The organism is Azospirillum sp. NS33, from assembly GCF_059703765.1.
The window spans coordinates 59,612-79,590 of record NZ_BAAKJB010000023.1; the positions used below are offsets into that span (position 1 = coordinate 59,612).

At 71.3% G+C, this 19,979-nt stretch carries 17 protein-coding genes; 6 read left to right on the plus strand and 11 right to left on the minus strand.

Going from position 1 to position 19,979, the window contains the following annotated elements; all coding sequences use genetic code 11:
- Positions 1–35 precede the first annotated feature (35 nt).
- Positions 36–2,459: a TonB-dependent siderophore receptor gene (locus AC6H2I_RS19870; protein ID WP_497502430.1), complete on the plus strand. Its 2,424-nt coding sequence runs from the start codon at positions 36–38 to the stop codon at positions 2,457–2,459.
- Positions 2,456–3,406 (plus strand): alpha/beta hydrolase, encoded by a 951-nt coding sequence (locus AC6H2I_RS19875; RefSeq protein ID WP_497502431.1) that lies wholly within the window; start codon positions 2,456–2,458, stop codon positions 3,404–3,406. The genes AC6H2I_RS19870 and AC6H2I_RS19875 overlap by 4 nt, the downstream gene beginning before the upstream one ends.
- 13 nt (positions 3,407–3,419) lie before the next feature.
- Here the strand turns inward: AC6H2I_RS19875 and kdsA are convergent, their stop codons facing one another.
- The 8 genes from kdsA to tpiA form a co-directional block, all read right to left on the minus strand.
- Positions 3,420–4,247: a 3-deoxy-8-phosphooctulonate synthase gene (kdsA, locus tag AC6H2I_RS19880; RefSeq protein WP_497502432.1), complete on the minus strand. Its 828-nt coding sequence runs from the start codon at positions 4,245–4,247 to the stop codon at positions 3,420–3,422.
- Positions 4,248–4,355: 108 nt separating this feature from the next.
- Positions 4,356–5,063 carry a GntR family transcriptional regulator gene (locus AC6H2I_RS19885; protein WP_497502433.1) on the minus strand — a complete coding sequence of 236 codons (708 nt, stop codon included), beginning with the start codon at positions 5,061–5,063 and terminating at the stop codon, positions 4,356–4,358.
- Between the two features lie 89 nt (positions 5,064–5,152).
- Positions 5,153–6,676: a tripartite tricarboxylate transporter permease gene (locus AC6H2I_RS19890; RefSeq protein WP_497502434.1), complete on the minus strand. Its 1,524-nt coding sequence runs from the start codon at positions 6,674–6,676 to the stop codon at positions 5,153–5,155.
- Between the two features lie 174 nt (positions 6,677–6,850).
- Positions 6,851–7,351 carry a tripartite tricarboxylate transporter TctB family protein gene (locus AC6H2I_RS19895; RefSeq protein WP_497502435.1) on the minus strand — a complete coding sequence of 167 codons (501 nt, stop codon included), beginning with the start codon at positions 7,349–7,351 and terminating at the stop codon, positions 6,851–6,853.
- Positions 7,352–7,406: 55 nt separating this feature from the next.
- Positions 7,407–8,396 (minus strand): Bug family tripartite tricarboxylate transporter substrate binding protein, encoded by a 990-nt coding sequence (locus tag AC6H2I_RS19900; protein WP_497502436.1) that lies wholly within the window; start codon positions 8,394–8,396, stop codon positions 7,407–7,409.
- Between the two features lie 466 nt (positions 8,397–8,862).
- The gene (pyrG, locus tag AC6H2I_RS19905) at positions 8,863–10,491 is read right to left on the minus strand and encodes a CTP synthase (RefSeq protein ID WP_497502437.1); all 1,629 of its coding nucleotides are present in this window, start codon (positions 10,489–10,491) and stop codon (positions 8,863–8,865) included.
- 148 nt (positions 10,492–10,639) lie between these two features.
- Positions 10,640–10,957: a preprotein translocase subunit SecG gene (gene secG, locus AC6H2I_RS19910; protein ID WP_497502438.1), complete on the minus strand. Its 318-nt coding sequence runs from the start codon at positions 10,955–10,957 to the stop codon at positions 10,640–10,642.
- Positions 10,958–11,087: 130 nt separating this feature from the next.
- A complete protein-coding gene (tpiA, locus tag AC6H2I_RS19915) occupies positions 11,088–11,843 on the minus strand; it encodes a triose-phosphate isomerase (RefSeq protein ID WP_497502439.1) in 756 nt (251 codons plus the stop codon).
- A 208-nt stretch (positions 11,844–12,051) separates the two neighbouring features.
- Between tpiA and AC6H2I_RS19920 the strand changes: the two genes are divergently transcribed.
- The 3 genes from AC6H2I_RS19920 to AC6H2I_RS19930 all read left to right on the plus strand — a co-directional run bounded on the left by AC6H2I_RS19920 (position 12,052) and on the right by AC6H2I_RS19930 (position 14,617).
- Positions 12,052–12,504, plus strand: a complete 453-nt coding sequence (locus tag AC6H2I_RS19920; RefSeq protein ID WP_497502440.1) for an SH3 domain-containing protein — start codon at positions 12,052–12,054, stop codon at positions 12,502–12,504.
- A 177-nt stretch (positions 12,505–12,681) separates the two neighbouring features.
- A complete protein-coding gene (gene glgC, locus AC6H2I_RS19925; protein WP_497502441.1) occupies positions 12,682–13,935 on the plus strand; it encodes a glucose-1-phosphate adenylyltransferase in 1,254 nt (417 codons plus the stop codon).
- Between the two features lie 301 nt (positions 13,936–14,236).
- Positions 14,237–14,617, plus strand: coding sequence for a response regulator (locus AC6H2I_RS19930; protein WP_497502442.1), 381 nt, complete (start codon positions 14,237–14,239; stop codon positions 14,615–14,617).
- Positions 14,618–14,630: 13 nt separating this feature from the next.
- On the opposite strand, the gene AC6H2I_RS19935 is transcribed toward AC6H2I_RS19930, so the two are convergent.
- Positions 14,631–16,208 (minus strand): phospholipase D-like domain-containing protein, encoded by a 1,578-nt coding sequence (locus AC6H2I_RS19935; RefSeq protein ID WP_497502443.1) that lies wholly within the window; start codon positions 16,206–16,208, stop codon positions 14,631–14,633.
- 165 nt (positions 16,209–16,373) lie between these two features.
- Between AC6H2I_RS19935 and AC6H2I_RS19940 the strand changes: the two genes are divergently transcribed.
- The gene (locus AC6H2I_RS19940; protein WP_497502444.1) at positions 16,374–18,188 is read left to right on the plus strand and encodes a cation:proton antiporter; all 1,815 of its coding nucleotides are present in this window, start codon (positions 16,374–16,376) and stop codon (positions 18,186–18,188) included.
- On the opposite strand, the gene AC6H2I_RS19945 is transcribed toward AC6H2I_RS19940, so the two are convergent.
- Entirely contained in the window at positions 18,185–19,009 is an 825-nt protein-coding gene (locus tag AC6H2I_RS19945; protein WP_497502445.1) for a carbohydrate ABC transporter permease, read from the minus strand. The two genes, AC6H2I_RS19940 and AC6H2I_RS19945, sit on opposite strands and share 4 nt — an antisense overlap.
- Positions 19,006–19,884, minus strand: coding sequence for a carbohydrate ABC transporter permease (locus AC6H2I_RS19950; RefSeq protein ID WP_497502446.1), 879 nt, complete (start codon positions 19,882–19,884; stop codon positions 19,006–19,008). The genes AC6H2I_RS19945 and AC6H2I_RS19950 overlap by 4 nt, the downstream gene beginning before the upstream one ends.
- Positions 19,885–19,979 lie beyond the last annotated feature (95 nt).

The window sequence follows — 19,979 nt, forward strand, 5'->3', positions numbered from 1 at the left end:
CGCCACCGGGCGCGGCACCGACAAGGGGGACGGCGATGGCGGAGACGGTTCGGGGGATGGCGGGCGTGCTGGCGGCGGCGGTGGCGGCGGCCATCGCGGTGGCGCCCGCCGCGGTGGTGGCGCAGCAGACCGTCCGGTTCGCGATCCCCGCGGGCTCCGTCGACGACGCGCTGCTGCGGTTCGGCACCGCCAGCGGGATGCAGGTGTTCTACGACAGCGCCACCACCAGCGGCCTGCGCACCGCCGGGGTTGCGGGGGACCTCGCCCCCGCCACCGCTCTCGACCGGCTGCTGGCGGGCACCGGCCTCGCCCACCGCTTCACCGGCCCCAACAGCGTCACCATCGCCCGCGCCGCGCCAGCCGGGGCGACGGGCGGGGCGGCGGACGGCGCGCTGAGGCTCGGGCCGGTCCGCATCACCGCCGACCGCGGCGACGGACGCGGCGCCGTGGACGGCTACGTCGCGGCCACCAGCGTCGCCGGCACGAAGACCGACACCCCGCTCCTGGAGACGCCGCGCTCGATCGAGGTCGTCGGCGCCGACGAGATCGACCGGCGCGCGCCCGCCACCGTGGCCGAGGCGGTCCGCTACGCCGCCGGCGTCGCCACCGGCGGCTTCGGCTACGACCCCCGGTTCGACCAGATCTCCGTGCGCGGCTTCGGGCTCACCACCTTCGGTGACTTCAAGGACGGGCTGCGCCAGATGAGCAGCAGCTACGGCACCTTCCGCACCGATCCCTACGCCCTGGAACGGATCGACATCGTCAAGGGGCCGGCCTCGGCCCTCTATGGGCAGTCCACCCCGGGCGGGCTGATCGACCGCGTGTCCAAGCGGCCGTCGTCCACGCCGCTGCACGAGGTGATGGGCCGCATCGACGGCACCGGCCGCTACCAGGCCGGCGTCGACCAGGGCGGCGTGCTGGACGCCGACGGGCGCTGGCTCTACCGGGTGGTCGGTCTGGGGCGCCTGGGCGAGGGCAGCTACGACGTCGCGGACGAACGCTTCCTGGTGGCACCGTCCCTCACCTACGCCCCCGACGGCGACACCACGGTGACCGTCCTCGCCTCGGTCCAGCACGACGAGACCGACGGCAACGTCGCCGCCCTGAACCGCAACGGAGAGGTTTACGCGATCCGCGCCAGCGACCCCGACTACGACACCCAGGAGGTCCGCCAGTACCAGCTCGGCGTCGAGATCGCCCACCGCGTCGGCGCGGCCTGGACGCTGCGCAACGCCTCCCGCCTCGGCTACGTCGACACCACCGCCAAATACCTGACCGGCAGCGTCGCCGGCGGCGGCTGGAAGAGCGATGGAGACGGCCGGCCCTACTACGCCCGCGGCCGCTACGCCCTGAGCGACGCGATGCTGACGGCGCAGACCGACCTCAGCGCGCTGGGCGAGGTCGCCACCGGCCCGCTCGCCCACCGGGTGCTGGTCGGCGTCGATTACCAGGCCAGCCTCACGGAGTTCCTCACCGGCAGCGCCGCGGCAACGCGCGAGTACGACCTCTACCTGGACGACCCCGCCTACGGCCGCGGCGGTGACCGCCCCGCCTACAGCTCCGGTCGCGACACCGACATCCGCCAGGCCGGCGTCTACCTCCAGGACCAGATCGAGGTCCTGGAGCGGTGGCACGCCACGCTGGGGGTGCGCCGCGACTGGGTCGCCCGCACCCAGGAGGACCACGCCACCGGCGCCACCACGGCCGACCAGGAGGATCGCAAGACCACCTACAACGCCGGCCTGCTCTACCGCAGCGCGCTCGGCCTGTCCCCCTACGTCAGCTACGCCACATCGTTCCAGCCCACCGCCTACGTCGACATCGCCGGCGCGCCGCTGCGGCCGTCGACCGGCGAACAGGTGGAGGTCGGGCTGAAGTACCAGCCCGCCGGGTTCGACGGCCTGTTCACGCTGGCGGCGTACCACCTCACGGAGCGGAACGTCCCCAAATACGTCGGGTACAACGGCACGGTCGGCAGCTACTACCAGTCCATCGGCGAGGTGACGACCCGCGGCGTCGAGGCGCAGGCCCGGATGACCCTGGCGGAAGGGCTGGACCTGATCGCCTCCTACACCGTCAACGACGCGGAGATCACCGATGACGCGACCGCCGCCAACATCGGCAACACGCCCATGGTGACGCCGCGCCACGCCGCCTCGCTGTGGGTCGACTACCGCTTCACGACGGCCGCCCTGGCGGGCCTGCAGATCGGCGGTGGCGCCCGCCACGTCGGCGAGACCTACACGTCCAACGCCAACACGGCGAAGAACCCCTCGGCCACCCTGTTCGACGCGGCCCTGCGCTACGACCTCGGCGCGCTGGGCCACCGCCTGGACGGTCTCAGCGTCGCCCTCAACGTCAGCAACCTGGAGGACGAGACGGTGACGACCTGCAACAACGGCTACTGCTACCTCGGCGAGGGGCGGGTGGTCTCCGGCACCCTGCGCTACCGGTGGTGAGCGCCGCCGGGCGGCCCGGCCGGCGCGCCGTGCTGGCCGGCGCCGTCGCGCTGGCCTGGGCCGGCCCCGCGCTGGCCGCGGCAGACCACGGCGCCGCCACGCCCTACACCGTGCCCGGCTCCCGGTGGGCCGACCTCCCGCCGGCCGACGGCGGCCCGCCCTGGCGCGTCTTCGTGCTGGCCCCGGATGGCGCGCCGCCGGCCGGCGGCTGGCCGGTGCTCTGGCTCAGCGACGGCAACGCCGCCTTTCCGCTGGCCGCGGGCAGCCTGCGCGTCCAGGCCGCGCACCCGCGGGGCAGCAACGTCGCCGACGGGGTGGTCGTCGCCATCGGCTACCCCGGCGACGCCCCCTACGACCCGTTGCGGCGCTCCTGGGACCTCAGCCCGCCACCCGGCCGCACCTATCCGCCCTTCACCACGGGCGGGCCGCCGGTGGCGACCGGTGGCGCCGACCGGTTCCTGGCCTTCATCGCCGGCACGGCGATGCCCTGGCTCGCCGCGCGCGTTCCCGTCGCCGCCGGCCGCCACACCCTGTTCGGCCACTCCTTCGGCGGGCTGTTCACCCTCTACGCCCTGTTCACCCGGCCCGACCTGTTCCGCACCTGGGTGGCGGCCAGCCCCTCCATCTTCTGGGAGGACGGCGCGATCCTCGCCCACGAGGCGCGGCGGGTCCCCGGCACCGGCGGCGTCCTGCACCTGTCGGCGGGCGAATGGGAGGGCGACCGGCTGGCGCCCTTCCAGGTCGGCCGCGACGACGCCGACGCCCTGCTGGAGCGCAAGCGGACGACGCGGACCGTGGCCAACGCGCGGGCCATGGCGGCCCGCCTGGACGGGGCACCGGACGGACTCCGCGCCCGGTTCGAGGTGTTCGCGGGGGAGACCCACATGTCGGCGCTGCCGGTGGCGGTCAACCGGGCGGTGCGGATCGCCTTCGCGCCGCCGGCGTGACCGCGGCCCCGCCCTAGCTCTTGGCCAGGCGGTCGAAGGCCTGGAGGCGCGCCAGCAGGGCCGGCATCTCGCCGATCGGCACCATGTTGGGGCCGTCGCTGGGGGCGCTGTCGGGGTCCTGGTGGGTTTCCATGAAGACCGCGGCGACGCCCACCGCGATGGCCGCCCGGGCGAGCACCGGCACGAACTCCCGCTGGCCGCCCGAGGACGTCCCCTGGCCGCCCGGCTGCTGGACGGAATGGGTGGCGTCGAACACCACCGGGAAGCCGGTCTCGGCCATGATCGGCAGGGAGCGCAGGTCCGAGACCAGCGTGTTGTAGCCGAAGCTGGCGCCGCGCTCGCACAGCAGCACGTTCTCGTTGCCGGCCTGCACCAGCTTGGCCGCCACGTTCTTCATGTCCCAGGGGGCCAGGAACTGCCCCTTCTTGACGTTGACCACCCGCCCCGTGCGCGCCGCCGCCACCAGGAGGTCGGTCTGACGGCACAGGAAGGCGGGGATCTGCAGCACGTCGACCACCTCGGCCACGGCGGCGCACTGGTCGATCTCGTGGACGTCGGTCAGCACCGGGCAGCCGAACCGCTCCTTGATCTCGGCGAAGACCGGCAGCGCGCCGTCCAGGCCGATGCCGCGGGCGGCGGCGATGGAGGTGCGGTTGGCCTTGTCGAAGGACGACTTGTAGATGAGGCCGATGCCAAGGGCGCCGCACATCTCCGACAGCGCACCGGCCATCTCCAGGGCGTGCTCCCGGCTCTCCATCTGGCACGGGCCGGCGATCAGCACGAACGGCCGGTCGTTGGCGACGGACAGGGGGCCGATCCGGACGGTGCGGGGGGTGGGCATGCGGCGCTCCTGGCGGGATGGCGGACGGGTCCTTCCATCCCAGAAAACGGGGCCGACGGTCAACCGCCGTGACGCGTTGGCCGTCATGCCGCGCGGAGTGGGCGCGGCTTACACCCGCCACGGCCGGTCGAGGAAGCCGCCATGGGCCTCCACATGGGCGGCCAGGCCCAGGGAGTGGCGGCGGACCAGCGCCTCCGCGCGCTCGCCCTCGCCGCGCTCGATCGCCCGCAGGATGGCCCGGTGGTCGGCCATGGAGCTGCGCAGCCGGTCCTCGTGGGCCAGCGCCAGCCGGCGGATGGGCTGGACGTGGAAGGCCAGGCGGTCGGTGATGCGGTCGATCAGGGGGCTGCGGCTCAACCGGATCATCGCCTCGTGAAAGCGGTTGTTGGCGTCCCGGTAGCCCGCCCCCGGGCTCGCGCCGTGGTGCCCCGCCAGGGTGGCGTGCAGCGCCGCGACGTCGTCCACCGTGCCGCACTCGGCGATGCGCCGGGCCGCCAGCCCCTCGATCGCCGCCCACACCGTGATCATCTCGACGATCTCGCGCCGGGTGCGGCGCACGACGAAGACGCCGCGGTAGGGGATGCTGCGGACGATCCCCTCCGTCTCCAGGAAGGCCATGGCCTTGCGGATGGGGGTGCGGCTGATCCCCAGTTCGCGGGCGAGCCCGGTTTCCTCCAGCCGCACCGCGTCGGGCCGGGCGTAGATGTCCATGCGGGCGATCGCCCATTTCAGCGCGTCGTAGACCCGCGTGCTGGCGGACGGCGGTGCGGGCGGCTCGACGGGGCCGGCGGCGCCGGCAAAGGGGGTCGGGGCCATGGCGGCGGCGCCTCCTCGGCTGGCCGGCCGGAACGGGACCGGCCGTCGCGGGCGGCCCCCGGCGCGGGGCCGCCCGGGGGCGGGCTTCATCACGCCGTCGCGGCGCTCTTGCGGCGGCTGCGGGCGATGGCGATGGCGTTGCGGATGAAGGGCAGCGCCACCAGCAGCACGGCGAACAGGATGAACACGGCCGACAGCGGCCGGGTCACGAAGGTGGTGATGTCGCCCTGGGACGTGATCATCGCCTGGCGGAAGGTCTTTTCCGCCAGCGGCCCCAGCACCAGCGCCAGGACCAGCGGCGCCATCGGGTAGTTCAGCTTGCGCAGGAAATACGCGCCGACGCCGAACAGCAGGATCAGCCAGACGTCGTGCATCACCGTCGTCGGGGCGAAGCCGCCGACCACGCACAGCATGAAGATGATCGGGGCCAGGATCGTGAAGGGCATGCGCAGCACCCACACGAACACCGGGATGAAGGCGATGTTGAGCAGCAGGGTGGCGACGTTGGCGGTGTAGAGGCTGGAGATCAGGCCCCACACGAACTCCTTCTCCTGGATGAACAGCATCGGTCCCGGCGTCAGGCCCCAGATGATCATGCCACCCAGCAGGATCGCGGTGGTGGGGGACCCGGGGATGCCCAGCGTCAGCATGGGCAGCAGCGCGCCGGTGCTGGCGGCGTTGTTGGCGCATTCCGGCGCCACCACCCCGTCCACCTCGCCGGTCCCATAGGCCTTGGGGTTGCGCGAGAAGGTGCGGGCGAAGCCGTAGGCCATGAAGGACGCCGGGGTCGCGCCGGCCGCCGGCAGCATGCCGACGAAATAGCCCATCAGCGAGCCCATCGCCATGGTGCCGGTGGACCGCTTCAGCGACTTGACGCTTTGCCAGATCCGCGAGGCGTTGGTCTTGGCCTGCATCATCTCGACCTTGCCCTTGCTGACCTCGAAGGTCCACAGGATCTCGCCGATGCCGTAGATGCCGATGGCCAGGACGATGAACCCGATGCCGGCGTAGAATCCCGGCAGGTCGAAGAAGATCATCCGCGGCATGCCGCTGATGTGGTCGAGCCCCACCGTGCTGAAGACGAGGCCGAGCAGGATGGCGAAGATGGTCTTGGGGATGTCGTCGCCGCCCAGGCCGATGAAGGTGGCGAAGGCGACCAGCATCAGGGCGAAGGATTCCGCCGGGCCGAACTTCAGGGCGAACATGGCCAGCGGCGGCGCGAACAGGGTGAACAGGATCACCGACACGGTGCCGCCCACGAACGACCCCACGGCGGCGGCGACGAGCGCCCGGTCGGCCAGGCCCTTCATGGCCAGCGGCCGGCCGTCGAAGGTCGTCGCGACCGCCGTGGAGGCGCCGGGGATGCCCAGCAGGATGGAACTGATGGCGCCGCCGTACATGGCGCCGTAGTAGATCGCCGCGAGGAAGATCATCGCGGTTTCCGGCGGCACCAGGAAGGTCACCGGCAACAGGATGGCGACGCCGTTCACGGAGCCCAGCCCCGGCAGCGCCCCGATCACCAGGCCGGCCCCGCAGCCGACGATGATCATTGCAAGGTTCAAGGGCTGCAGCGAGACCGCGAAGCCCTCCATGAGTAGACTGACTACGTCCATTGGCCCGGTCCTCTGGGTCACGGATTGCATGCCGCACCGCGCGCACGGGCGGCCGTTCGGTCGGGCACACGGGCCCGCTGCCGACGGACCGCGGCGGCGGCTCGGGTTTCGATGTGGCGGCCGGCCTCAGGCCCCGCCGGGACGGCCGGCCCCGGGGGGCCGGCCGGCGCGCCGTCAGTAGACGAGCGCGAAGAGGGGATAGAACAGCGGCTCCGTGATCCCCTTGGGCAAGGTCACCTTCATGGTGATCTCGAAGAAGAGGAACAGGAAGACCGGCACCGCGGCGGCGATCAGGCCCGTCGTGATCCAGGAATGACGGCCGACGTACCGCATGTAGAAGATGAAGAACAGCGGTATCGCGGCGTACATGCCGATCACATGGATCGACAGGATCATGACGAACAGGGACCCGGCCGTGATCGCGAACAGCTTGAAGGTGTCCGCGTCCATGAACGGTTCCTCCGACCGGGATTCGGGCGTCACCCCCCTCAATCCCCGGACAAAGATGACGGCGCTGACGACCAGCATTCCCGCCGACAGCCAGAAGGGCACCGCCCCGCCGGCCGGACCACCGGTCCGGCCGTTCCAGCCGATGGGAAGTTCCGCCGCCTTGACCATGAGCAGCATCGAGGCGATCCCCAACACCACGGCCGTGATCAGTTCTGCCCGTCGCATGGTTATGGCCTCCTCGTCTTGCCCACGTCGCCGCTGCGTCCGTGGATCGCGGTGATCACAGTTCGCCCAGCGCCTTCAGCAGCGTCTGGTGGACGTCGACCTGCTCCTCCATGAACTGGTTGAGGTCGTCGCCGGCGAGCCAGGCGTGCTCAAGCGCCTGCTTCTTGACGTACTGCTGCCATTCCGGGGACTCGTGCACCTTCTTGAAGACCTGGATGTAGTAGTCCCGGGCCTCCTTGGGCATCTCCGGCGGGCCGACCACGAAGCGGAGCTGGTGGTAGACCAGGTCCGGGGCGCCCAGCTCGCCCATCGTCGCGACATCCGGGTAGGCCGGCAGCCGCTCCTTGGAGAACACACCGAGCGGTCGCGTCATGCCCGCCGCGTAGAAGCCGGTCTGCTCCGCCGGGTTGTTGACCGACGCCTCGATCTGCTTGCCCACCAGGTTCTTGGCGACGTCGCCGCCACCGTCGAAGGGAACGTAGGTGAGGTCGAGCCCGTACTGCTGTTCCAGCATCGCGAAGACCAGGGAATCCTCCTGGCCGGTGCCGGTGCCGCCGACCACGTAGTCGCTGCCCGCCTCCTTGGCCGACGTCACCCACGCGTCCACCGACTTGACCGGGGAATCCGAGTGCACCCAGAGGATGAACGGGTCCTCGACGAGCTTGGCGATGCCGGTGAACTTGGTCGGGTCGACGTTCAGCGTGCTCTGGCGCAGCGGCGTCGTGAAGAAGCTGTTCAGCGTCGTCATGATGACGTGGGGGTCGCCGGACTTGCTCTCGAGGTAGCGCAGCCCCTCGGCGCCCGATCCGCCGCCCTTGTTGACGGGGATGAAGGGGACGCTGGCGAAGTCGTTTTCTTCGACGATGCTTTGGACGAGGCGGGCCAACTGGTCGGCGCCGCCGCCGGGGCCGGCCATGATGACGAATTCGACCGGCTTCTGGGGCTTCCATTCCGCCGCCGCTTGGGTGGCGGTGAGCGCGGTGCACAGACCGAGAGCGGCCCCGATGGACACTCCGAGCAGTCCACGCGTCAAGGCGTGTGTCATGACGTTTCCTCCTCTGCTTGGTTCGCTGGGCGGTTGGACCTCGTGTTTGATGGTTGGGCCGGGGGGCGGGGGAACGCCGGCCGAGCCGCGGCCGATTCACACGGGGAATCGACCCAAGCGGCGCCCGATCACTGGCATGCCAAATTCGGTGTGCGGCATGCCGTGCCCAAAACGAAGCCTAAACATGGTTCGGCCACCAAGCAATACAAAAAGCGTCGTATTGCGGATTATAGACCATCAGAACAATACGGAGGGATGGGCGGCGGCGGCCCCCGCGGCCCCGGCGATGCTTGCGCCGGGAGGAGGTTGTCTGCCGCGGTGGGGTCTTTGTCTTAGCCCTATCGGGATAGTGCTATGGTGGGAGGTCGGCCGGCCGTGTGCGCCACCCGTTCCGCGCCGCCGGCCGGGCACGGAACAGGGGCGCCGACCGTGCCGACGCCCCCTGGTTGTCCCCTGCCCGGCGGTGTCAGACCAGCCGGCTCTGCTCGATCGCCGCCTTGATGAAGGAGGTGAACAAGGGGTGCGGGTCGAACGGTTTGGACTTCAGCTCGGGGTGGAACTGCACGCCGATGAACCAGGGGTGGTCGGCCAGCTCCACGATCTCCGGCAGCTCCCCGTCCGGCGACAGGCCGGAGAACAGGAGGCCGACCTTCTCCAGCCGGTCCTTGTAGTAGACGTTGACCTCGTAGCGGTGGCGGTGCCGCTCCGAGATGTCGGCGGTGCCGTAGACCTCGGCGACCTTGGATCCCGCCACCAGCTTGGCGGGATAGGCGCCCAGCCGCATGGTGCCGCCGAGATCGCCGACCTCGGGGCGCTTTTCCAGGGCGTTGCCGCGCATCCACTCGGTCATCAGGCCGACCACCGGATTGCCCGGCCGGCCGAGCTCGGTGGAGCCGGCGTCGACGATGCCGGCGAGGTTGCGGGCCGCCTCGATCACCGCCATCTGCATGCCGAAGCAGATGCCGAAATAGGGCACGTCGCGCTCGCGCGCGAACTGGGCGGCGCGGATCTTGCCTTCGGTGCCGCGCGACCCGAAGCCGCCCGGCACCAGGATGCCGTGGACCCCTTCCAGGCGCTGCACCGCCCCGTCGGTCTCGAAGATCTCGGAATCGATCCAGTCCAGGCGGACCTTGACGTTGTTGGCAATGCCGCCGTGGGTCAGGGCCTCGCCCAGGGACTTGTAGCTGTCGAGCAGGCTGGTGTACTTGCCGACCACGGCGATGGTGACCTCGCCGTTGGGGCGGCGCACCCGTTCGACGATGTCGGTCCAGCGGCTCAGGTCCGGCTCGCCGGCGGTCGGCAGGCCGAAGTACTCCAGCACCTGGGTGTCGAAGCCTTCCTCGTGATAGCTGACCGGCACCTGGTAGATGGTGTCGACGTCCAGGGCGGCGATCACCCGCTCCGGCCGGATGTTGCAGAACAGCGCGATCTTGCGCCGCTCGCCGTCGGGGATCGGCCGGTCGGCGCGGCACAGCAGGATGTTGGCCTGGATGCCGACCGACAGCAGCTCCTTCACCGAATGCTGGGTCGGCTTGGTCTTGAGCTCGCCCGCCGTGGGGATGTAGGGCAGCAGCGTCAGATGGACGAACAGCGCGCGCTCGGGCCCGACCTCGTTGCCGAACTGGCGGATGCCCTCCAGGAAGGGCAGCGACTCGATGTCGCCGACGGTGCCGCCGATCTCGCACAGGATGAAGTCCTCGTCGCCGACCTCGGCGCCGATGAACTCCTTGATCTGGTCGGTGACGTGGGGAATCACCTGGACCGTGCCACCGAGATAGTCGCCGCGGCGCTCCTTCTCGATCACCGTCTTGTAGATGCGGCCGGTGGTGACGTTGTCGCCGCGCCGCGCCGACACCCCGGTGAAGCGCTCGTAATGGCCGAGGTCGAGGTCGGTTTCCGCGCCGTCGTCGGTCACGAACACCTCGCCGTGCTGGTACGGGCTCATGGTGCCGGGGTCGACGTTGAGATAGGGGTCGAGCTTGCGCAGGCGGACCTTGTAGCCGCGCGCCTGCAAGAGAGCCCCCAGCGCCGCCGAGGCCAGGCCCTTGCCCAGCGAGGAGACGACACCGCCCGTGATGAAGATGTACCGAGTCATGACCGTCCACAGACCTTAAGCGCCGGAATCCGTCCCCGAAGCGGGACTCCTGGTCCCTGCAAACGAAAGAGGCGGCATCGGGGGCGCCGCCTCTTGTCCTGTCGTCCGCCCGGGCCGGGCGGGGCGGCGCCGCTGCGGCGCCGGCCCATCACTGGGCGACCGGCGGGGCCGGCACCGCCGGGGCCACGGGCCGTTCCACCGGGGTGGTCGGCAGATCGTCGATGATCGAGGTCGGCGTCCCCGTGCGGCCGCCCAGGATCGCCAGCAGGATGCTGGTGGCCATGAAGCAGGCGGCGAGGATCGCGGTGGTCCGGGTCAAGAGGTTCGCGGTGCCGCGGGCGGTCATCATGCCGCCCATGGTGCCGCCGCCGATGCCCAGTCCGCCGCCTTCCGACCGCTGGATCAGGATGACGCCGACCATCGCCACGGCGATGAGCAGGTGTATGACGAGAACCACCGACTCCATGAACCCGCTTCCTTCCAGACCTGGTTCCGTGCGAACCGACCAAATGCCCAAACCGAGCGCGCGCCGCGGGCCGTGTCAGGGGCCCGGGGCGCGCGTGCCCCGTCGTTTTAGCGCGCCACGCCCGGAGACGCTAGCGGCAACTCGCGGCGATCGCCCAGAAATCGTCGGCCTGCAGGGACGCGCCGCCGACCAGCGCGCCGTCGACGTCGGGCACCGCCATCAGCTCCGCCGCGTTCGCCGGCTTGACCGAGCCGCCGTACAGGATGCGCACCCCCTCGGCGTCGGCCAGCCGCGAGCGCAGCGCCCCCCGGATGAACCCGTGCATGGCCGCCACGTCGGCCGGCGTCGCGGTCTTGCCCGTGCCGATGGCCCAGACCGGCTCGTAGGCCACCACAGTGTTGACCGCGGTGGCGCCCTCCGGCAGGGACCCGGCGATCTGCCGGCCGACCACCTCCTCGGCCCTCCCGGCCCCGCGCTCCTCCTCCGTCTCGCCGACGCAGACGATGGCCACCAGGCCGGCGGCATGGGCCGCGGCGGCCTTGGCGGCGACCGCGGCGTCGCCCTCGCCGTGGTCCTGGCGGCGCTCGGAGTGGCCGACGATGACGTAGCGGCATCCGGCGTCGACCAGCATGGCCGGGGCGACGTCGCCGGTGTGGGCGCCCTTGCCGTGCGGCGAGCAGTCCTGGCCGCCCAGCGCCAGCGTGCTGTCGGCGATCGCCTCGCCGACCGGGAACAGCAGCGGGAAGGGCGGGCAGACCAGCATGTCAAAGGCCACGCTGCCGGCCCCCTTGAGCCGCCCGGCGAGATCGGAGGCGAGGTCGAGCCCGACGGCCTTCAGGCCGTTCATCTTCCAGTTTCCGGCGATCAGCTTGCGGCGAGCGGCCATGGCTAGGGTGTCCTCCGGCGGCGATTGTCGTTCGATTCGTCGATGTCTAGCAGGAGCCCGGAGGTTTTTCCACTGCCCGACCGGGTGGCCCCGCGCGGCCGCGGGCGATCGCGCGGCGGGCGATTTCCGCACTGCGAACACCGCCACCCCGTGCTAGGGTCGCCGCGCCGCCCCGCTGCGGCGCCGTTCCCCGGAAGGTCGCCGAACCATGCGCCGCCTCATCCTGCGCCCCCGCCCGCTGCTGCTCGGGCTCGCCCTCCTGCTGGCGGCCTGCCAGCCGCGCGAGCGGGTCGCCGCCCTGCCCGCCCCGGCGCCGCCGATGCGGGCCGCGCCGGGGCTGGACCCGGTGGCCGGGGACTGGTCGGCGGACCGGGCGCTGGCGCTGCACGCCCAGCCGTCGACCGCGTCGGCGGTGGTCGCCCGGATCGGCGCGGGCCAGCCGCTGCAGGTGATGGGCCGGGCCCACGGCACCGACTGGGTCGCCGTCTCCACCGCCGCGGGCATGGCCTACGTGCGCCTCCACCTGCTGCGCCTGCGCGGCGAGCCGCGCCCCGCGGGCGCCGGTCCCGTGTTCATGCCGAAGCCCACCGACAACGCCGGCCCCGCCGTCAAGGCCGCACCGCGCGGCCGCATCGACGCGGCGCCCCTGCCGGCGTCCTGACGCCGCGCCCCCTCTGCCTCCCGTCCACTGCCGCCGGTGGCATGACGGCGGGACGGCGGGGGATACTTCATTCGCATAAAATGTTAAGCTGGGGGAAACGATCGGGCGCAATGCGGCCCGCGGGAGCGGCCGCCATGCGCGCCGCCACGCACGCCGCGCTTGAGGGGAGGAATAACAATGCAAATCAAGGTCCTGGCACTGGTGCTGGCCGGCGGCAAAGGGACCCGCCTCCATCCCCTGACGGTGGAGCGGGCGAAGCCGGCGGTGCCGTTCGGGGGCAAGTACCGGATCATCGACTTCGTGCTGTCGAACCTGGTGAACTCCGGCATCTACTCGATCTACGTGATGACGCAGTTCAAGAGCCAGTCGCTGATCCAGCATCTGCGCGACGGCTGGCAGTTCGGCGGCATGCTGAACAGCCAGTTCATCGTCCCCGTTCCGGCGCAGATGCGCACCGCCGGCGAGGAATGGTACCGCGGCACCGCCGACGCGGTGTACCAGAACGCCAACCTGATCGAGCAGTCGGAACCCGACCTGGTCCTGCTGTTCGGCGCCGACCACGTCTACCGGATGAACGTGCGCTCGATGATCGAGCACCATCTGGAGCGCCGGGCCGAGGTGACGATCTCCGCCCTTCCCGTGGACAAGAAGTTCGCCAAGGACTTCGGCGTCCTCCAGGTCGAGCCGGACGGGCGCATCACCGGGTTCATCGAGAAGCAGGCCGACGCCCCGACCATCCCCGGCCGGCCCGATCAGGTCCTGGCCTCGATGGGCAACTACATCTTCTCCCGCGACCATCTTCTGAAGATGGTCTACCAGGACGCCGAACGGGCCGACAGCAGCCACGATTTCGGCAAGGACATCCTGCCCAGCCTGGTCGGCAGCTCGGCCATGTACGCCTACGATTTCGCCACCAACCGCATCCCCGGCCAGTTGCCCAACCAGCCCGCCTATTGGCGCGACGTCGGCACGCTCGACGCGTACTACGAGGCCAACATGGACATGCGGGCGATCGACCCGCCCATCGACATCTACAACCGCGCCTGGCCGCTGCGCACCGCCGGCTATTCCGACCCGCCCGCCAAGTTCGCCTTCGACGACGAAGGGCGGCGGGGCTCCGCCGTCGATTCGATGCTGGCGGGCGGCACCATCATCTCCGGCGCCACCGTGCGACGCTCCGTCCTGGGGCGCTACGTGCGGGTGCATTCCTTCGCCACGGTGGAGGACTGCGTGGTGTTCGACAACGTGGAGATCGGCCGCGATTGCCGGGTCCGCCGCGCCATCATCGAGAAGAACGTCGTGCTGCCGCCGGGCACCGTCGTCGGCTACGACGAGGCCGCGGACCGCACGCGCTTCCATGTGTCGGACAGCGGCATCGTGGTCGTCTCGGGCCGCCGCTCGCCGGTCAACCTCACTGTGATCAATGTGTGATCGCCCCGTGCGAAACGTGGACGTTCACCATCGTTGCGCACGGCGCGCAAGAAGATGACGAACTTGGCCGTTGTCCGGTGCGCCTCGGCACCCCACATCGCCTGAGAAAGGCACGGCGGCGACGCCGGGGGTCGCGGGGCCTGGGTTCCGGCGCGCCCCCGTTGGGTGGCGCATCCCATGGCCTTTCCCCACCCGACGACGCCCCGGGCCGCCCGCCCGGTGGGGTCGTCGCCCTCGTCCGTTCCAGCCCGCGCCGGTTGCGCCGCGTGCGGCTGCCAATTTCCAACAGGGTGATGTTGCCATGACCGCCGAGGAACAACTGTCCGGGCTGCGCCTCCTCCTGGTCGAGGACGAGGCGATGGTCGCGATGATGCTGGAGGACATGCTGGGCGACCTCGGCTGCGAGGTCGTCGGCCCGGCCGCCAGCGTCGCACAGGCCCTCGAACTCGCGGGCGCCAGTGCCCTCGACGCTGCGATTCTCGACGTCAACGTCGGCGGCGAGCCCATCTATCCCGTCGCCGAGCGCCTGGCCGAGCGCGGCGTGCCCTTCGTGTTCACCACCGGCTACGGCGCCGCCGACATCGACCAGCGCTTCGCCGCCGCTCCCGCCCTGCAGAAGCCCTTCAGCCCGCCCAACCTCTATGACGCCCTGGCCGGCGTGATCGGCCGACGCGCCGGCTGACGGCGCCGGCCGGTCAGCGCCGCCGCCGCCGCATCCACAGCCCCACCCCCGCGCCCAGCGCCACGCCGATGGCCAGGGGGTAGTAGCGGGTGGCCGTCTTCTTCAAGGCGTGGGCGATGCGCCGTTCGCGGCGCGCCTGGCTCTCCGGGTTGAAGAGGTGCAGGTCGAGAATCGCCTCCTCGCAGTCGCCCAGCTCCCGGACCTCCACGGGGCGCAGGCTGCGCCCGCGGTCGCGCCGGAACCCCTCGATGGTGGCGATCAGCGACCCCTTGTCCTCGAGCGCGGCCGCCAACGCGTCGGCGTCGACGTCCAGGTGTTCGCCCAGCAGGCGGTTGCGGAAGGCCACGATGGCGCGGCGCACCGCCGCCTCGTCCCGCTGGCCGGCGGCGTCGACGGCCACGTCGCACTCCGTGTCGAAGCCCATGGAGCGGTTGTTGAGGTTGGAGGAGCCGAGCCGCAGGAGCCGGTCGTCGATGGCCATGACCTTGGCGTGCACATAGATGGGCGTGCCGGCGGCGTTCACGGGGTAGTAGATGCGGAAGCGGTCATGCCGGTCGGCGCGGCGCAGCGCCTGCACCACCTGGCTGCGCCCGGCGTCCATGCTCCACCGCTCCAGCCAGCCTTCGGCGTGCTGCGGGTTGATGACCACCACCTCCGGCCCGTCGGTCTCGCCGAGGCGCCGTTCCAGCACCGCGGAGATGGCGCGCGACGAGAGGTACTGGCTCTCCAGGTAGATGGTGCGGCGCGCCGCGGACAGGGCCGCCACGTAGAGCCGCTCGATCTCGTTGACCAGCGGGTGGCCGTCATAGTCCGGCAGGGTCCGGGCGATCGCCACGTCGACGTCGCGCAGGGCCACCGGCACCCCCTCCGGCCAGGGCACGGCGCGCGGCGGAAGCGCTGGAAGCCGGCGCCCGCCGGCCCGCCGCCAGCGCCAGCGGGCCATCTCCCCCAACGCCTGCGCCGCCTCGCCGTCGACCATGGCGGCGACATCGTGGAACGGGCCGTACGGCGTGCCGTCCGGCTCGCAGCGGCAGGGGTCGTCCTCCCGGTGGTCGCGGGTGTCCCAGCGGTCGCGGGTCATGTCGATGCCGCCGCAGAACGCCAGCCCCTCGTCGATCACCATGATCTTCTGATGGTGGCAGGCGTCGATCGGGTGCTCGCTGTCCAGGCGGAAATGGATGCGGCTGAAGGTGAGCAGCTTCATCGCCAGCAGCGGGAGGAACTCCCGGGCGATGGTCTTCAGCATCGCCATGTCCCATTTCAGCATGTAGGCGCGCAGCCCCGGGCGGTTCTGCACCAGGTCCTGGATGAAGCGGCCGAGGGTGTCGGGCTGGCTGGCGGCGGGGTTGTCGGGCTCCAGGCGGATGCGCAGGTCGAAATCCCAGCCGACCATCATCAATCGGTGCCGCGCCGCCCGCATCGCCTGCTTGGCGGCGGCGAAATAATCGGCGGCGTCGACGATCAGGGCGACCCGGTCGGCCCGGGCGATGCGCCAGCAGGTGTCGCCCGGCACCAGGATCGGCGCGTCTGCGGCGCCCGGCGCGGTGTGGCCCCCGGCCGCGGCGGGCGACGCGGTGCGGTCTTCAGACATGCCCATGCTCCTCCAAAGCCGACTCCCGAACGGTGCGAAGACTCAACCGGAAGCGTGGCCGCGTGTTCCATGACGATCCCGTGACGGACCGGCAAAGGGCCGGCCACGGGGCACGCCGCCGTGCTCCAGGGAACCCGGCGCGCCCGCGCGCGTTCCAGTGCGTCCATGGAACATCACATCGTCACCCTCGTCGCGCTGATCGCGGTGTCCGGCGTCGCCGCCCAGTGGCTGGCGTGGAAGACCGGCATGCCCGCCATCGTCGTGCTGCTGGCGGTCGGCGTGCTCGCCGGGCCGGGCCTCGGCCTGCTCGACCCGTCCGACAGCTTCGGCGCGCTGATGCGACCGCTCATCGGCCTGGCCGTGGCCATCGTGGTGTTCGAAGGCGGCCTCAACCTCAATCTCAGCGAGTTGCGGGCCGCCGGCACCGGGGTGCTGCGCCTGATCGCCGTCGCCCTGCCGCTGAGCTGGCTGCTCGGCACGCTGACCGGCCACTACGTCGCCGGCCTGGCCTGGCCGGTGGCGACGCTGTTCGGCGCCATCCTGGTGGTGACCGGGCCGACCGTCATCATCCCGCTGCTGCGCCAGGCCCGGCTGCACCCCCGTCCGGCCGCCTACCTCAAGTGGGAAGGCATCGTCAACGACCCGATCGGCGCGGTCCTGGCGGTGCTGGTGCTGGAGTTCCTGCTGCTGTCGGGCAGCATGAGCGGCGAGCGCGCGGCGGTGGTGTTGGGCTGGGACGTCGCGGAGGGGACGCTGCTGGCGCTGGCGCTCGGCACCGGCGTGCCCTTTGCGATCCGCTGGGCCTTCCACCGCGGCCACGCCCCGGAGATCCTCAAGACGCCGATCCTGCTGGCCTGCGTGCTCGGCATCTACACCGCGGCCAACGCCCTGCAGTCGGAGGCCGGACTGATCGGCACCACGGTGTTCGGCGTGGTCCTCGGCAACATCGGCCTGGTCGGCCTGACGGAGCTGCGGCGCTTCAAGGAATCGCTGACCGTCTTCCTGGTCTCCGGCCTGTTCATCGTGCTGGCCGCCGATCTCGACCCCGCCGTGTTCGGCGAGCTGTCCTGGCCCATCGCCGCCGCCACCGCGGTCATCCTGTTCGCGGTCCGCCCGGCCGCCATCCTGCTGTCCACCGTGGGCGACCGCATGCCGTGGCGCGAGCGCCTGTTGGTCGCCTGGGTGGCGCCGCGCGGCATCGTCGCCGCCGCGATCGCCGGCATCGCCTCGTCCGACCTCGCCGAGCAGGGCTATCCCGACGCGGAGCTGATCCTGCCCATGGTGTTCGCGGTGATCGCGTCGACCGTCGTGCTGCACGGGCTGAGCGTCGGGCCGCTGGCCCGCGGCCTCGGCCTGGCCGCGGGCAAGCACGCGGGGATGATGATCGTCGGCGCCTCGGCCTGGAGCGTCGCCCTGGCCGCCACCCTGCGCGACCAGGGGGTGACGGTGATGGTCGCCGACCGCTCCTGGGCGGCGCTCGGCCCGGCGCGGCGGCAGCGCCTGCGGACCTTCGCCGGCGAGGTTCTGTCGGAGCACGACACCGAGGAGCTGGACCTCCTGGAGGTCGACCAGGTGCTGGCGACGACCCGCGACGACGCCTACAACGCCCTGGTCTGCACCCGCTTCGCGCCGGAGCTGGGGCATGAGCAGGTGCACCAGATCGCGCCGACCTCGGGCGGCATCGAGACGGGCGAGACCGCCAGCCGGGAATGGCGGGGCAAGGTGCTGGGTGCCGCCACCCTCCACCACGACACCTTGGACCGCCGCCTCGGCGAGGGCTGGCGTTTCGAGGTCGTGCCGTTCACCGGCCACGCGCCGCGCTCCGACGCGGAGGGCTGGAACCTGGCGGTGGTGGCCGACGGCTCCGCGACCCTGCTGTCGCCGGAGCAGCACCTGCCGCTGCCCCACAAGGGCGTGCTCGTGCGCTTCGTGCCTCCCGGCGAAGCCGCGGCCGCCGCGGCGGAGAGCGAAGCCGCCTAGCGGATGCCGGCGCGCATGAAGCTCTGCACGAACTGGCGCTGGAACAGCAGGAAGGCGAGCAGCAGCGGGGCCGAGGTCATCAGCGTCGCCGCGGTGATCACGGACCAGTCGATGCCCTGGTCGGTCGAGGCGAAGACCGACAGCCCCACCGTCAGGGGCCGCGTCTCCACCGAGTTGGTGACGATGAGCGGCCACAGGAAGTTGTTCCAGTGGTGGCTCACCGACACCAGGCCATAGGCAACGTACACCGGGCGGGCAAGAGGAACGTACACCCGCCACAGCACGGTGAGGGGGCCGGCCCCTTCCACGCGCGCCGCGTCGTCCAACTCGCGCGGGACGGTCTTGAAGGTCTGCCGCAGCAGGAAGATCCCGAAGGCCGAGGCCATGTAGGGCAGGCCGACGGCGGCGATGGTGTCGACCAGCCCGAGGGCGTGCATGGTGCGGTAGTTCTCCACCACCATGACGTCGGGCATGATCATGAGCTGGACCAGCACCAGGGCGAAGGCCACGTCGCGGCCGGCAAACGCGAAGCGTGCGAAGGCGTAGGCGGCCAGGGTGCACAGCACGAACTGGCCGATCAGGATCGCCGTGACCAGGATGAAGGTGTTGAGGAGGTAGCGGGCGAAGGGCGCCGCCTCCCAGGCCCGGGCGAAGTTCTCCAAGGTCAGCGGCGCCAATGGCTCGAAGCGCACGGAATAGGCACCGGGGTGGAACGCCGTCCACACCGCGTAGAGCAGCGGCAGCACCCACAGCAGCCCCAGCAGCCAGGCCGCCGCCGTCTCCAGCACAGTCCCCGCCACGGTCGCCAGGCGGTCGGTCATCGGTAGTGCACCTTGCGGTCGAGGAAAAGGAACTGGCCGATGGCGAACACGACGAGGATCACCAGCAGCACCGCGGTCAGCGCCGCGGCGTAGGCGCTGTCCCAATAGCGGAACCCCACCTCGTAGACGTAGAAGAGGAGCAGCGCGGTGGCGTTGTCGGGCCCGCCGCGGGTCATGACGATGACGTGGTCGACCAGGCGGAACGCGTTGACCACCGCGTTGACCAGCACGAACAGGGTGGTCGGCATCAGCAGCGGGAAGGTCACGCGGCGGAAGAAGGTCCAGCGCCCCGCGCCCTCCAGCGCGCCGGCCTCGCGCAGCGCCGGTGGGATCGCCTGCAGGGCGGCGAGGTAGAAGATCATGAAGAACCCCGCCTCCTTCCACACCGTCACCGCCATCAGCGCCGGCAGGGCGGTGTCGCGGTTGCCCAGCCAGTTGCGGTCGGGCAGGCCGAACAGGCCGCCGATCTGGTCCAGGAGGCCGTAGCCCGGCGTGTAGAAGAACAGCCAGATGTTGGCCACGGCGATCATGGGCAGCACCGTGGGCGTGAAGTACGCCACCCGCAGCGCCGTGCGTCCGCACAGCCGCCCGTTGACCCACAGCGCCATCACCAGGGCCAGCGCGATGGACAGCGGCACCGTGCCCAGGGCGAACACCGCGTTGTTGGCCAGGCTCTGCCAGAACACCGGATCGTCGGCCATGGTGGCGTACTGGTCCAGGCCGACGAAGCGCGCCGGCCGCCCGCCGCGCGGCGTGGTGTGCAGGGAATGCCACAGGGTGGCCAGCGCCGGATAATGGGTGAAGGCCACCAGAAGCACCGCCGCGGGAAGCAGCAGCAGCCAGCCATAGACCTGGGCGAGAATGCGGTGGGGCATGGGACCGGGAGCGGCGGGGGGAAGGCCGGGCCCCCGCCCCGCCTCCCCCGCGGCCGGCGGGAGACGGGAGCGCGGGCCCACGCCGGAACGGCTCG